Origin of the sequence: Mycobacterium sp. 94-17 (assembly GCF_035617725.1) — a bacterium.
Taxonomy (GTDB): domain Bacteria; phylum Actinomycetota; class Actinomycetes; order Mycobacteriales; family Mycobacteriaceae; genus Mycobacterium.
This window is the reverse complement of the sequence record NZ_JAPIYN010000013.1, coordinates 70,635-83,828: the sequence shown is the minus strand read 5'-3', so window position 1 is coordinate 83,828 and position 13,194 is coordinate 70,635. Positions and strand designations below refer to the sequence as shown.

At 68.2% G+C, this 13,194-nt stretch carries 11 protein-coding genes; 7 read left to right on the top strand and 4 right to left on the bottom strand.

Translation table 11 applies throughout. From position 1 onward, the window contains the following. Window positions 1-5: 5 nt before the first annotated feature. Complete coding sequence (locus OQ789_RS16255; protein ID WP_324687023.1) at window positions 6-431, bottom strand: thiol-disulfide oxidoreductase DCC family protein; 426 nt, start codon at window positions 429-431, stop codon at window positions 6-8. A 248-nt stretch (window positions 432-679) separates the two neighbouring features. On the opposite strand from OQ789_RS16255, the gene OQ789_RS16250 reads away from it, so the two are divergent. The 3 genes from OQ789_RS16250 to OQ789_RS16240 all read left to right on the top strand — a co-directional run bounded on the left by OQ789_RS16250 (window position 680) and on the right by OQ789_RS16240 (window position 6,189). Then, the gene (locus OQ789_RS16250; RefSeq protein ID WP_324687022.1) at window positions 680-3,292 is read left to right on the top strand and encodes an ABC transporter ATP-binding protein/permease; all 2,613 of its coding nucleotides are present in this window, start codon (window positions 680-682) and stop codon (window positions 3,290-3,292) included. Next, window positions 3,289-5,025 carry an ABC transporter ATP-binding protein gene (locus tag OQ789_RS16245; RefSeq protein WP_324687021.1) on the top strand — a complete coding sequence of 579 codons (1,737 nt, stop codon included), beginning with the start codon at window positions 3,289-3,291 and terminating at the stop codon, window positions 5,023-5,025. Before OQ789_RS16250 ends, OQ789_RS16245 begins: the two co-directional genes overlap by 4 nt. Before the next feature lie 87 nt (window positions 5,026-5,112). Then, the gene (locus tag OQ789_RS16240) at window positions 5,113-6,189 is read left to right on the top strand and encodes a phosphotransferase family protein (RefSeq protein ID WP_324687019.1); all 1,077 of its coding nucleotides are present in this window, start codon (window positions 5,113-5,115) and stop codon (window positions 6,187-6,189) included. A gap of 4 nt (window positions 6,190-6,193) precedes the next feature. Here the strand turns inward: OQ789_RS16240 and OQ789_RS16235 are convergent, their stop codons facing one another. Genes OQ789_RS16235 through OQ789_RS16225 form a run of 3 tightly spaced genes read right to left on the bottom strand, consistent with a single transcriptional unit; the run spans window position 6,194 to window position 8,694 of the window. Further along, window positions 6,194-6,622 carry a pyridoxamine 5'-phosphate oxidase family protein gene (locus OQ789_RS16235; RefSeq protein ID WP_324687017.1) on the bottom strand — a complete coding sequence of 143 codons (429 nt, stop codon included), beginning with the start codon at window positions 6,620-6,622 and terminating at the stop codon, window positions 6,194-6,196. 49 nt (window positions 6,623-6,671) lie between these two features. Then, window positions 6,672-7,493: a mycofactocin-coupled SDR family oxidoreductase gene (locus OQ789_RS16230; RefSeq protein ID WP_324687015.1), complete on the bottom strand. Its 822-nt coding sequence runs from the start codon at window positions 7,491-7,493 to the stop codon at window positions 6,672-6,674. A 28-nt stretch (window positions 7,494-7,521) separates the two neighbouring features. Beyond that, complete coding sequence (locus tag OQ789_RS16225) at window positions 7,522-8,694, bottom strand: acyl-CoA dehydrogenase family protein (protein ID WP_324687013.1); 1,173 nt, start codon at window positions 8,692-8,694, stop codon at window positions 7,522-7,524. Between the two features lie 126 nt (window positions 8,695-8,820). On the opposite strand from OQ789_RS16225, the gene fabG reads away from it, so the two are divergent. From fabG to OQ789_RS16205, 4 genes are read left to right on the top strand one after another with little or no spacing between them, the layout of a single operon-like run. Continuing rightward, the gene (gene fabG, locus OQ789_RS16220) at window positions 8,821-9,555 is read left to right on the top strand and encodes a 3-oxoacyl-ACP reductase FabG (protein WP_420716130.1); all 735 of its coding nucleotides are present in this window, start codon (window positions 8,821-8,823) and stop codon (window positions 9,553-9,555) included. Then, the gene (locus OQ789_RS16215) at window positions 9,552-10,778 is read left to right on the top strand and encodes an acetyl-CoA C-acetyltransferase (RefSeq protein WP_324687009.1); all 1,227 of its coding nucleotides are present in this window, start codon (window positions 9,552-9,554) and stop codon (window positions 10,776-10,778) included. Before fabG ends, OQ789_RS16215 begins: the two co-directional genes overlap by 4 nt. Further along, window positions 10,775-11,974 (top strand): CoA transferase, encoded by a 1,200-nt coding sequence (locus tag OQ789_RS16210; protein WP_324687008.1) that lies wholly within the window; start codon window positions 10,775-10,777, stop codon window positions 11,972-11,974. The genes OQ789_RS16215 and OQ789_RS16210 overlap by 4 nt, the downstream gene beginning before the upstream one ends. A 22-nt stretch (window positions 11,975-11,996) precedes the next feature. Then, window positions 11,997-13,190, top strand: coding sequence for an acyl-CoA dehydrogenase family protein (locus OQ789_RS16205; RefSeq protein ID WP_324687007.1), 1,194 nt, complete (start codon window positions 11,997-11,999; stop codon window positions 13,188-13,190). The last annotated feature ends 4 nt before the right edge of the window (window positions 13,191-13,194 follow it).

The following is a 13,194-nucleotide window of genomic DNA, read 5'->3' as shown; positions in this document are numbered from 1 at the left end:
GCGGGTCACTCTTGCACGAAGCGGGCGCGGACTTCCGGCGCCGGCAGCGGGCAACTGTCGTACTTGCCGCCGACGCGGTACCGGATCGCGGCGAACCTGTCGTAGAGCCAGTCGCGCAGCGGCCCCGGGATCACGCGGGCGACCGCGAACAACCGCCACGCTCCGCCGAGATACTTCGCCGCGCGCAGCACCGCCTGGGATCGGACAGCCACCCGTTCCGAGGGCCCGCCGGGGTCGTCCACAAACACCATTGAGTCGACGCCGCCGATCTCCGGGTGCCGTTCGGCGATCGCTTTGGCGAAGGCGCCCTGCAACGCCGCGAAGCGCAGGGGGCCGGTGGGGTCGAAGCGCAGGATCGTGCGCACCGACCGATTGCACACCCCGCAGACCCCGTCGTACAGCAACACGGGCGCCGCCGATTCGCCGTTCATGTCTCCCAGGTTAGTGAATGGGGCGCGCACCGAGGTTGACCCATGGTTAGGCGACCCTTAGTTTGTGGGGGTAACCTACCAAGGCGTGACCCGCGTGCCACCTGCGGCGGGTCGGGGCAGGCTCCCAATTCAGGGTCTGCGCGGCCCATGCCGGCCGCCCCGGCCCGTGGCTCCGTAACGGTGAATCCGCCGGGTCATCCAGTCGCCGAGGCCGTCGGGGCGCGGAGCGCCGCGAGAAAGGACCGCTAATGGCACGCGGATTCCAGGGTGTGGTGCTGCGCAGCTTCGGCGCGCGCGACCACATCGCGACGGTCGTCGAAACCGTCCGGATCGCTCCGCACTTCGTGCGGGTGCGCATGATATCGCCGACGCTCTTCGAGGACGTCGATGCCGAACCGGCCGCGTGGCTGCGGTTCTGGTTCCCGGATCCGGACGGATCGAAAACGGAATTCCAGCGCGCGTACACGATCTCGGAGGCAGACGTTCCCGCCGGACGTTTCGCGGTGGATATCGTGCTGCACGATCCCGCGGGCCCGGCGTCGCTGTGGGCGCGCACCGTGCAGCCCGGCGCCACCATCGCGGTCATGGCCCTGATGGGCTCGTCGCGGTTCGACGTGCCCGATGAGCAACCGGCCGGCTACCTGCTGATCGGTGACTCGGCGTCCATCCCGGGCATGAACGGCATCATCGGAGTCGTCCCCGACGACGTCCCCATCGAGATGTACCTGGAACAGCACGACGACAACGATCCGTTGATCCCGGTCACGTCGCATCCACGGCTGCGGCTGCACTGGGTGGCCCGCCATGACGAGAAATCGCTCGCCGCCGCGATCGAGAGCCGGGATTGGTCGAACTGGTATGCGTGGGCGACGCCGGAAGCCACCACGCTCAAGCATGTGCGCGCGCGGCTACGCGACGAGTTCGGCTTTCCCAAATCGGAGATACACGCCCAGGCCTATTGGAGCGCCGGGCGCGCGATGGGCACCCGACGCGGTGACGAGGGGGCGACAACCGAGGGGGTCGCACCCAGCGCGTCCGCGGAAGACGTTGCGGCGCAGCTGGAGTCGGTTCAGCAGGTATCCGACGCGACGCACGTCCCGGCGGCCCGCGGGAACTGGCGTGCCCAGGGCGCCGGCCGGCTGCTCTCGCCGCTGCGGTCGGCGCTGATCCTTTCGGGCGTGCTGCAGGCGGTGATCACGCTGGTGCAGCTGGCGCCGTTCGTGTTGCTGGTCGAGCTGGCCCGCCGCCTCGTTGCCGGGGCGCCCGCCTCGCGGCTATGGGACGTCGGCATCGCTGCGGTGTCGTTGCTGGGCCTGGGCGCGCTGCTCGGTGCCGCCCTCACACTCTGGCTCCATATCGTTGACGCGCGATTCGCCCGGGATCTGCGAGCGCGACTGTTGAGCAAGCTGTCTCGGCTACCGCTGGGCTGGTTCACCGCGCGCGGGTCGGGGTCGATCAAGCAACTGCTGCAGGACGACACGCTGTCCTTGCACTACCTGGTCACCCATGCCATTCCGGATGCCGTCGCCGCGGCCGTCGCGCCGGTCGCGGTGCTGGTCTACCTGTTCGTCGTGGACTGGCGGGTGGCGCTGGTGTTGTTCGTGCCCGTGCTGGTGTACCTGGTGCTGACGTCGTCGCTCACGATTCAGTCGGGCCCGCGCATCCCGCAATCGCAGCGCTGGGCTGAGACGATGAACGGCGAGGCCGGCGCCTACCTGGAGGGCCAGCCGGTGATCCGCGTCTTCGGTGGCGCCGCCGCCTCCAGCTTCCGGCGTCGCCTGGACGAGTACGTCGGCTTCCTGGTCGCCTGGCAGCGGCCACTCGCGGGCAAGAAGACCTTCATGGACCTGGTGACCCGTCCCTCGACATTCCTCTGGATCATCGCGGTCACCGGCACCTTGCTGGTGGTCGCGGGCCGGATGAATCCGGTGGATCTGCTGCCGTTCTTGTTGCTGGGCACAACCTTCGGCGCGCGACTGCTCGGCATCGCGTACGGCCTGGGCGGCATCCGCGCCGGCCTGTTGGCCGCCCGGCGACTGCAGAACACGCTCGACGAGGCCGAGCTCACCGTGCGAGACGACGAGGCACCGCGGGATCCGGCGGCCACGGTGGTGTTCGACAACGTCGGCTTCGGTTACCGCCCCGACGTTCCGGTCATTCACGACTTTTCGCTGACCTTGCGGCCCGGCACGGTCACCGCGCTGGTCGGCCCCTCCGGATCGGGCAAATCGACGCTGGCCGCCTTGCTGGCCCGGTTCCACGACGTCGGCCACGGTTCGATACGGGTTGGGGGACAAGACATTCGGTCATTGACCGCCGACCAACTCTATGCCCGGGTCGGATTCGTGCTGCAGGAGACGCAGTTGGTGCACGGCACCGTCGCGGAAAACATCGCGCTGGCCGTCCCGGATGCCGACGTGGCACAAATCGAACAGGCGGCGCGCGCGGCGCAGATCCACGACCGCATCGTGCGGCTGCCGGACGGCTACGACACCATGCTGGGCGCCGCGAGCGGGCTCTCCGGTGGCGAGCGACAACGGCTCACTATCGCCCGCGCGATTCTGGCCGACACCCCAGTGCTGATCCTCGACGAGGCCACGGCCTTTGCCGACCCCGAATCGGAATATCTGGTGCAGCAAGCACTCAACCGGCTGACGCAAGACCGCACCGTGCTGGTGATCGCGCATCGATTGCACACCATCACCCGGGCCCACCAGATCGTCGTGCTCGACCACGGCCGCATCGTCGAACGCGGCACCCACGACGAGCTGCTGGCTGCCGACGGCCGGTACCGGCGGCTATGGGACGGCGGCCGCCGCGATGAGGTTGCCGCCGGGACCACTGGCGAGGGGGCACGATGATCCGCACATGGTTGAGGCTGATCCCCGCGGATCGCCGCAACGGGGTGATCACCTACACGGTGCTCGCGTTGATCTCGGTGGTGGTCCGCGCGGTGGCCACCGTGCTGCTGGTCCCCTTGGTGGGCGCCTTGTTCGGCGACCACCCGCAGCGCGCGCTGGCGTGGGTGGGCTGGCTCACCGCGGCCACCGTGGCCGGCTGGGTGATCGACACCGCAACGGCGCGTATCGGTTTCAACCTGGGTTTCGCCGTGCTGGACCACAGTCAGCACGACGTGGCGGATCGGCTGCCCGGCGTGCGGCTGGACTGGTTCACCACCGGGCACACCGCGACGGCACGGCAGGCGATCGCGGCCACCGGCCCGGAACTTGTCGGACTGGTCGTCAACCTGCTCACGCCTCTGATCTCCGCCGTCCTGCTACCCGCGGCCATCGCGGTGGCCTTGCTGCCGGTCTCCTGGCAGCTGGGGGCCGCAGCGCTGGGTGGCCTGCCGCTGCTGCTGGGCGCGCTGTGGGCATCGGCCCGCCTGGCCCGGCGAGCCGATGCCGCGGCCGCCGACGCCAATAGCGCGCTCACCGAGCGGATCATCGAGTTCGCGCGGACCCAGCAGGCGCTGCGGGCCGCGCGGCGCGTCGAGCCGGCGAGAAGCCTCGTCGGCGACGCGCTGGCCGCACAACACGGCGCCACCATGCGCCTGCTCGCGATGCAGGTCCCCGGCCAGCTGCTGTTCAGCCTCGCCAGCCAGCTCGCGCTGATCCTGCTAGCCGGGGCGACCACCGTGCTGACCGTGCACGGAACGCTCACCGTGGCCCAGGCGGTCGCGTTGATCGTCGTCATCGTGCGTTACCTCGAGCCGTTCACCACCATTAGCGAGCTGGGCCCCGCGCTGGAGAGCACTCGCGCCACGCTCGACAACATCCGTTCGGTGCTCACCGCACCGCTGATCAACGTCGGCGCCGCCGCACTGGCGGGTACCACTGAGCCCCGCGTCGAGTTCGACAACGTCGTGTTCCGCTACGACGATGCCGGCGCGCCGGTGCTCGATGGCGTGAGCTTCACCCTGGAGCCGGGTGGCACGACGGCGATCGTCGGGCCGTCCGGTTCGGGTAAGAGCACCATCCTGGCGCTGATCGCCGGGTTGCACGAGCCCACGGCCGGCCGGGTGCTGATCGACGGGGTGGACGCGGCGACATTGAACGGCGATGCGCGGCAAGCGGTGAGCAGTGTGGTGTTCCAGCACCCCTACCTGTTCCATGGGTCGATCCGCGACAACGTGCTCGCCGGAGACCCCAGCGCCGCCGACGGGCGGTTCGGGCGGGCGGTGGCACTCGCGCGCGTCGACGAGCTCGTCGCGAGGCTGCCCGACGGCGCCGACACCGTCGTCGGCGAGGCGGGCTCGGCACTGTCCGGTGGTGAGCGGCAACGGGTGAGCATCGCGCGCGCCTTGCTCAAGCTCGCACCGATATTGCTGGTAGACGAGGCGACCAGCGCCCTGGATACCGAGAACGAGGCCGCGGTGGTCGACGCGCTCACCGCCGACCCCCATGCACGCACCCAGGTGATCGTCGCGCATCGGCTGGCCAGCATCAGTCACGCCGACCGCGTCCTGTTCGTCGACAACGGCCGAGTGGTCGAGGACGGCACCGTCGACGAATTGCTTGCTGCGGGCGGCCGTTTCAACGAATTCTGGCGGCAACAGCACGAAGCCGCGGAATGGCGGATTCTGGCCGACTAGCGCACCGCGATTGACCGCAACTCTTGCGGTATGCCTTACAGTTGGTCGGTCGGACCGAGCTGTCTGCGTACAGGAGGCGTGCTGCTCATGAGTGCTGTGCTGTCGATACCGCGGTACCCCGGCGACGTGACCCCGCAATGGTTGTCGGCAGCGCTCAGTGGGAGCGGCGCACCCGTCGAGGTCGTCGACGTAAACGTGGTCGCGATCGGCACCGGACAGACCGGGGCGACCTACCGGGTGGCCGCCCGCTATGCGAGCGATCCCGGCGACCTGCCGCAGACGTTCGTGATCAAGCTGCCGGCCCAGGACGACACCGTCCGTGACCGGGTGGTCATCGGCTACCGCAGCGAATGCGCGTTCTACTCCTCGGTGGCGGATCGGGTCCACGTGCCGACGCCGCGGTGCTTTTACTCCGAGATCACCGCTGATGCAATGGATTTCGCCCTGCTGCTGGCCGATCAGGCACCGGCGGTTCAGGGTGACCAGCTCGTCGGGTGCGGCGAAGCCGAAGCGCGCCTTGCGGTTACCGCGCTGGCAGGCCTGCACGCACCCAGTTGGTGCGATCCCGTCTGGCTCGATTTTCCGGGCATCGCGTTCGGGCGTCCGGATGAGGCCGCGGCGGGCGGCATGGGCGAGGTGGCGAAGATGAGCGCCGACATCACGCTGGACAGGCTCGGCGATCGGATGAGCGCACAAGACCGCGACACCTTCGGCGCGGCAATGGGTTTGATTGCCCCGTGGTTGCTGTCGGAGTATGACCGGTTCGCCTTGCTGCACGGCGACTACCGGCTGGACAACCTGCTGTTCGATCCCGAGCGAACCAGGGTCAGCGTGGTCGACTGGCAGACGCTCGGCGTGGGCCTGCCGGCGCGAGATCTTGCTTACTTCACCGCGACCAGCCTCAATTCGCAGCTGCGCGCCGTTATCGAAGAAGAGCTGGTCGCCGACTATCACCGGACGTTGACGGCCGGCGGCGTCGGCGACTATGACCGCGAAACCTGTTGGCGCGATTACCGGCTCGGGGTGTTGCAGGCACCGCTGATCTCGGCGCTGGGTTTCGCGTTCGCCGCGGCCACCGAGCGTGGCGATGACATGGTGCTGACGATGCTGAGCCGCGGCTGCCAGGCGATCCGCGACCTGGGGACGCTCGACCTAATCGGCTGAGTCCTCAGAGGTCGCCGGTGAAGTCGGCGCTCAGCCAGCGGTCGGGCCGGATGGTGAACAGCACCTCCTCGACGCCTTCCATGCTTTGCACGAACGCCCGGCCGCCTTCTTCCCCGAGGTAACGGATGGCGATCGACTCCTGCAGGTCCGCCGGGGCCGGCTGGGTGGTCTCGACCACGGTGCCTTCCACCACCACGTATTGATACGGCGGCTCCTCGCGCTGGACCACCAGCGTCACCGCGCCGGTCTGCCTGATCAGGCGGGCCTTGCGGCTGGACGCCCCGGTCATGATCCGGACGTTCCCACCGGGGGTGTAGTCGTACCAGATCGGGACGCTGGCCGGCGGCCGCCCCTCGGTCGCGGCGACGGACAGCACCGCCACGTGCGTGCCGGCGAGGAACTCTTTGCGCTCGGTTTCGCTGAAGGCTTTCATGACGAGTGCAAACGTCGCGGCGATGGAGCTATTCCCGGGTGACCGATGATCAGTACTGCGTGGATCCCTGGTCGACCGGGATCTGCGCGGCCGTGACCTTGCGCGACTCGTCGCTGGCCAGCCAGCACACGGTGTCGGCGATCTCCTCGGGCTCGGCGACCCAGTCGGGCAGAAACGGTGTGAGGACGTGCGAGAGCTGTGGGTTGGTCTCCATGGTCTTGCCCACCGCGCTGACCATGTCGCCCGAGCCCATCGGGGTGTTCACCGGACCCGGGTGCACACTGTTCACCCGAATTGAGTGCTTCCCCAGTTCCGCGGCGAAGGCCCGCGCCAGCCCGGTGACGGCGTGCTTGCTGGCGGTGTAGTGAATCATGAACGGCTGCATCTTCATGCCGGCCGCGGAACTGATCAGGATGATGGAGCCGCCGCGGCCCCCTTCGATGATCTTGTCCGCCCCGGCCATCACGGTGTTCCACGTGCCGGTCACGTTGATGTCCATGACGTCGCGGAAGTTCTCCGGCGTGATGTCATCCCATGCCTGCGGGGCCGCGACCCCGGCGTTGGCGACGATGATGTCCAGCCGGCCCAGCTCGGCGACGCCGTGTGCGACGACCTCCCGCAGGCCCTCGAAGTCGCGGATGTCCACGACTGACGCGATAATCCGGCGGTTCGCCGCTTCGACCAGGCGCACGGTCTCGTCCAAGTCGTCGGGAGTCGCCGGATCGTAGGGGACACACGACGGCAGCTTGCCTGCGATGTCGACGGCGATGATGTCGGCGCCTTCGGAGGCCATCCGCACCGCGTGTGCCCGGCCCTGCCCGCGCGCCGCGCCGGTGATGAACGCCACTCTTCCGGCAAGCTTGCCGCTCATGGTTGCTCCTGTGCCGGTTCGGCCACTCTCATCGCCGCGCGGCCTTGACGAGGTTCGATCCGATGATCAAACGCTGAATTTCACTGGTGCCTTCGTACAGCCGTAGCAGGCGCACATCGCGGTAGATGCGTTCGACGGCAACGCCACGCATGTAGCCGGTGCCGCCGTGGATCTGCACCGCGAGATCAGCGACGTTGCCGGCCATTTCGGTGCAGAAGACCTTGGCGGCCGACGGCGCGATCCGGCGATCCTCGTCGCTGACCCACAGCCGAGCGGCCTCGCGCACCAGTGCACGGCCGGCCATCACGCCGGTCTGCTGGTCGGCGAGCATGCCCTGCACCAACTGGAAGGTTCCGATCGGCGTTCCGCCCTGCGTCGCCGTGGCGGCATACGACACCGATTCGTCGAGCGCGCGTTGCGCGGCGCCCACGGCGAGGGCGGCGATGTGCACCCGGCCCCGGGCCAACGACGTCATGGCCGCCCGATATCCGTGATCTTCGCTACCGCCGACGAGCGCGTCGGAACCGACTCGGACATCGGTGAAGTTGACGTCGGCGGTCCAGGCGCCCTCCTGGCCCATCTTGGCGTCCTTGGCGCCCACCTCGACGCCGGCGGCATCCGCGGGAACCAAAAAGACCGCAATCCCCGGACCCTGGTCGTCGGCCGGACGGGTCCGCGCGAACACCACGAAGAGGTTGGCGACGGGCGCGTTGGTGATGAAGCGCTTCTGCCCGGAGATCACCCAATCCGACCCGTCGCGAACGGCTTTGGTGCGCAAGCCGGCCGGGTTCGATCCGGCGCCGGGCTCGGTCAGCGCGAAGGAGGCGACGACGTCGCCGGACGCGATCGACTCCAGCCAGCGGGATTTCTGTTCGTCGGTACCGAAGCCGACGAGCACCTGCCCGGCGATTCCGTTGTTGGTGCCGAACATCGACCGCAGGGCCAGCGACGTGTAGCCCAACTCCATCGCCAACTCGACGTCCTGCATCAGGTTGAGGCCAAGGCCGCCCCACTCCTGGGGAATCGCGTACCCGAACAGGCCCATCTTCTTGGCCTCGTCGCGCAGGCCGTCGGGGACGTGGTCGGTGTCGAGGATCTCCTGCTCGCGGGGGACGACCACATTGCGGACGAATTGCCTTGTCTGAGCGAGGATCTCGCCGAAGTCCTCGTCGGAGACTGCTGCGGCTTCGGTGGTCGCCATGGATTCCTCACTCCTCTCCCGGTCCCGGGGCACCCCGGTTCCGAGCAGGATCCTATATCAAATATGATATTTGCTTCGAGCCCGCCCATGGAGGCGATGACTGTGAAGGATGTGAGCCAGGTGGCGATGTTGACAGGTCAGACCGCGGTAATCACGGGCGGAGCGCAAGGGCTGGGTCTGGCCATCGCGGAGCGGTTCGTCGCCGAAGGTGCGCGCGTGGTGCTCGGCGACGTCAACCTCGAGGAAACCCAGGTGGTGGCCAAGCAGTTGGGCGGCGATGACGTCGCGATCGCGGTGCGGTGCGACGTCACGCGGTCCTCCGACGTCGAAACCCTGATCCAGACCGCGGTCGAGCGTTTCGGCGGCCTGGACATCATGGTCAACAACGCCGGGATCACCCGGGACGCGACGATGCGCAAGATGACCGAGGAGCAATTCGATCAGGTGATCAACGTGCACCTGAAGGGGACGTGGAACGGCACCCGGCTGGCCGCCGCGGTCATGCGGGAAAACAAACGCGGTTCGATCATCAACATGTCCTCGGTGTCGGGAAAGGTCGGCATGATCGGCCAGACCAACTACTCGGCGGCCAAGGCCGGCATCGTCGGCATGACCAAGGCCGCCGCCAAAGAGCTCGCCTACCTCGGCGTCCGGGTGAACGCGATCGCTCCCGGCTTGATCCGCTCCGCCATGACAGAGGCCATGCCGCAGCGTATTTGGGATTCCAAGGTGTCGGAGGTGCCGCTGGGCCGTGCCGGCGAGCCGAGCGAGGTCGCCAGCGTGGCGCTGTTCTTGGCTTCCGATCTGTCGTCGTACATGACCGGCACCGTTATGGAGATCACCGGCGGACGCCACCTATGAGCGCGATGCGCGAGGCGGTCATCTGTGAACCCGTTCGGACCCCGATCGGCCGCTACGGCGGAATTTTCAAGGCGCACAGCGCCGTCGACCTCGGTGTCGCCGCGCTGAAAGGGCTGCTCGAGCGAACGGGACTGGCGCCCGACGCCGTGCAGGACGTGATCCTCGGCCACTGCTACCCCAACAGCGACGCGCCGGCGATCGGGCGGGTGGTTGCGCTGGATTCCGGTCTGCCGGTGACGGTTCCGGGCATGCAGATCGACCGGCGGTGCGGCTCGGGCCTGCAGGCGGTCATCCAGGCGTGCCTGCAGGTGGGCTCCGGGGACAACGACCTCGTCATCGCCGGGGGTTGCGAGAGCATGAGCAACGTCGCCTTCTACTCCACCGACATGCGTTGGGGCGGCGCGCGCCACGGTGTGCGGGTGCACGACGGCCTGGCCCGGGGACGCACGACCGCCGGAGGCCGAAACTACCCGGTGCCCGGCGGGATGCTGGAAACGGCCGAGAATCTGCGCCGCCAGTACCGCATTTCACGTCGGGAGCAGGACGAGCTCGCGGTGCGGTCCCACCAGCGTGCCGTCGCCGCGCAGAAAGACGGCATACTGGCCGCGGAGATCATTCCGGTCGCGGTGCGCACCCGTAGCGGCGAGGAACTCGTCGACACCGACGAGCACCCGCGCGCCGACACCACGGTCGAGTCGCTCGGAAAGCTCAAACCCGTTCTGGTGCAGGGTGATCCGGAGGCGACCGTCACCGCGGGCAACGCCAGCGGGCAGAACGACGCGGCATCGATGTGCGTGGTCACCACTGCGGAGAAGGCCGACGAGTACGGCATGAGGCCGTTGGTGCGCCTGGTGTCGTGGGGCGTGGCGGGGGTTGCGCCCGACGTCATGGGCATCGGCCCGGTACCCGCCACCGAGGTCGCGCTGGCCAAGGCGGGCCTGCGGCTGTCCGACATCGACCTCATCGAGCTCAACGAGGCCTTCGCCGCGCAGGCGCTGGCCGTGATGCGGGAATGGAACTTCGGCGCCGCCGATCACGACCGGACCAATGTGCACGGTTCGGGGATCTCGCTGGGCCATCCGGTCGGCGCGACGGGCGGACGGATGCTGGCCACCTTGGCGCGCGAGCTCGATCGCCGCGAGGCGCGCTACGGGTTGGAGACCATGTGCATCGGCGGCGGCCAGGGCCTGGCCGCCGTCTTCGAGCGGGTCGCGTCGCGATGACCGCGCCGGGCCTGCCGCTGGACGGCCTCACCGTGGTGGAGGTGTCGAGTTTCGTCGCCGCGCCACTGTGCGGCATGACGCTGAGTCAGCTCGGCGCGGAAGTCATCCGCGTCGACCCCATCGGCGGCGCCTCCGATGTGCAACGGTGGCCGCTGGCCGCGGACGGCACATCGATCTACTGGACCGGCCTGAACAAGGGAAAACGTTCGGCCACAATCGATCTGCGGTCTCAGGAGGGGCACGAACTGGTCCAGCGGCTTATCGTCGAGGGAGACGGCATCGTGGTGACCAACGCCGCGGGCTTGTCCTGGCTCGGCCATGAAGTCCTGGCGGCCAGGCGGCCCGACGTGATCCACGTCCAGCTGCTCGGGCGCGGAGACGGTTCCACCGGGGTGGACTACACGGTCAACGCCGGTCTCGGCTATCCGCTCGTCACCGGTCCGGCGGATCATGGCGGTGCGATCAATCACGTGCTGCCGGCCTGGGATGTGTGCTGCGGACTGTACGCCGCGCTGGCCGTCGTCACCGCCGTTCGTCACCGCGAACGGTCGGGGGAGGGGGCGCGGATCAGCCTGGCGTTGGAGGACGTCGCCCTGGCCACAGCCGCCAACCTCGGGCTGCTCACCGAGCCGCAAGTCACTGGGACACAACGCGAACGGCTGGGCAACGCCATCTACGGCCAGTACGGGCAGGACTTCGTCAGCCGCGACGGGGCCAGGTTCATGGTGGTGACCTTGACCGGTCGGCACTTTCGCGACTTGCTCGCGGTGACGGGCACCGGCGCCGCGGTGTCGGCGCTCGGCGAGGCGCTGGGCGCCGACTTCGGGTCCGAGGGCGACCGCTACCGCTACCGCGACGTGCTGTCGAGTCTGTTCGCCACGTGGTTCGGCGATCACACGGCCGACGAGATCACCGCCGCGCTGTCGGACACGACGGTGCTGTTCGAGCGGTACCGCACCTTCGCCGAGGTCGCGGCAGGGCCGAAAGTAACTGATAATCCGATGTTTTCGCGATTGCGTCAACCAGGCCTGGGCGACTACTTCGCCCCGGGCCTGCCGGCCGCCTTCAACGGCACACATCCGGCCAGCGCGCCCGCGCCCGCCCTGGGGCAGGACACCGCCGACGTCCTGACGCGGCTGGGGTTGGGCGCCGCCGACATCGAGCGCCTGACCAACGCCAAGACCATCGCCTGCTGAGCAGCCGGAAGGGACGCAGCACATGACCAGACTCGCCCAGACCCTCGGGTTGACCGAGGTCCAGACCGAGATCATCGCGACCGTACGGCAATTCGTCGAGAAGGAAGTCATTCCTCACGCGGCCGAGCTGGAACGCGGTGACACCTACCCGCAGGACATCGTCGACCAGATGCGGGACATGGGCCTCTTCGGGCTGATGATTCCGGAGGAGTACGGCGGGCTGGGGGAGTCGCTGCTCACCTACGCCCTGTGTGTCGAGGAACTGGCGCGGGGCTGGATGAGCGTGTCCGGCGTGCTCAACACGCACTTCATCGTGGCGTACATGCTGCGCCAGCATGGCACCGACGAACAGAAGCAACGGTTCCTGCCCCGGATGGCGGCCGGCGAGACGCGCGGCGCCTTCTCGATGTCGGAACCGGAGCTGGGCTCCGACGTGGCCGCCATCCGCACCCGGGCCCGGCGTAATTCCGCCGGCACCTACACCATCGACGGCCAGAAGATGTGGCTGACCAACGGTGCCACTTCGACGCTGGTGGCGGTCCTGGTGCGCACGGACGAAGGCTCGGACAAGCCGCACCGCAACCTGACCGCGTTCCTGGTCGAGAAGCCGGTCGGCTTCGGCGAAGTCGTTCCCGGCCTTCGCATTCCGGGCAAGATTGACAAGCTGGGCTACAAGGGCATCGAAACGACGGAGATGATTTTCGACGGCTACCACGCCGGCGCCGATGACATCCTCGGCGGCGCCACCGGCCGGGGTTTCTTCCAGATGATGGACGGCATCGAGGTCGGCCGGGTCAACGTGTCGGCGCGCGCGTGCGGCGTCGGAATTCGTGCCTTCGAGCTCGCGGTGCGCTACGCGCAACAACGCGAGACCTTCGGCAAACCGATCGCCGAGCATCAGGCCATCGCGTTCCAATTGGCCGAGATGGCGACCAAAGTCGAAGCCGCACACCTGATGATGGTCAATGCGGCGCGACTGAAGGACTCCGGCGAGCGCAATGACGTCGCCGCCGGGATGGCCAAGTACCTGTGCAGCGAATACTGCACCGAGGTGACCCAGCAGAGTTTCCGGATCCACGGCGGCTACGGCTACTCCAAGGAATACGAGATCGAACGGCTGATGCGCGACGCACCGTTCCTGCTGATCGGTGAGGGCACCAGTGAGATCCAGAAAAACATCATCAGCAAGCGGCTGCTGGCCGAGTATCAGGTGTAAACAG

What these genes read in the sequence shown, in the direction of transcription:
- OQ789_RS16255 (WP_324687023.1), bottom strand. Translation starts at nt 431, where the DNA reads ATGAACGGCGAATCGGCGGCGCCCGTGTTGCTGTACGACGGGGTCTGC.
- OQ789_RS16225 (WP_324687013.1), bottom strand. Translation starts at nt 8,694, where the DNA reads ATGGCGACCACCGAAGCCGCAGCAGTCTCCGACGAGGACTTCGGCGAG.
- OQ789_RS16240 (WP_324687019.1), top strand. Translation starts at nt 5,113, where the DNA reads ATGAGTGCTGTGCTGTCGATACCGCGGTACCCCGGCGACGTGACCCCG.
- OQ789_RS16245 (WP_324687021.1), top strand. Translation starts at nt 3,289, where the DNA reads ATGATCCGCACATGGTTGAGGCTGATCCCCGCGGATCGCCGCAACGGG.
- OQ789_RS16250 (WP_324687022.1), top strand. Translation starts at nt 680, where the DNA reads ATGGCACGCGGATTCCAGGGTGTGGTGCTGCGCAGCTTCGGCGCGCGC.
- OQ789_RS16205 (WP_324687007.1), top strand. Translation starts at nt 11,997, where the DNA reads ATGACCAGACTCGCCCAGACCCTCGGGTTGACCGAGGTCCAGACCGAG.
- OQ789_RS16235 (WP_324687017.1), bottom strand. Translation starts at nt 6,622, where the DNA reads ATGAAAGCCTTCAGCGAAACCGAGCGCAAAGAGTTCCTCGCCGGCACG.
- OQ789_RS16215 (WP_324687009.1), top strand. Translation starts at nt 9,552, where the DNA reads ATGAGCGCGATGCGCGAGGCGGTCATCTGTGAACCCGTTCGGACCCCG.
- OQ789_RS16230 (WP_324687015.1), bottom strand. Translation starts at nt 7,493, where the DNA reads ATGAGCGGCAAGCTTGCCGGAAGAGTGGCGTTCATCACCGGCGCGGCG.
- OQ789_RS16210 (WP_324687008.1), top strand. Translation starts at nt 10,775, where the DNA reads ATGACCGCGCCGGGCCTGCCGCTGGACGGCCTCACCGTGGTGGAGGTG.
- fabG (WP_420716130.1), top strand. Translation starts at nt 8,821, where the DNA reads ATGTTGACAGGTCAGACCGCGGTAATCACGGGCGGAGCGCAAGGGCTG.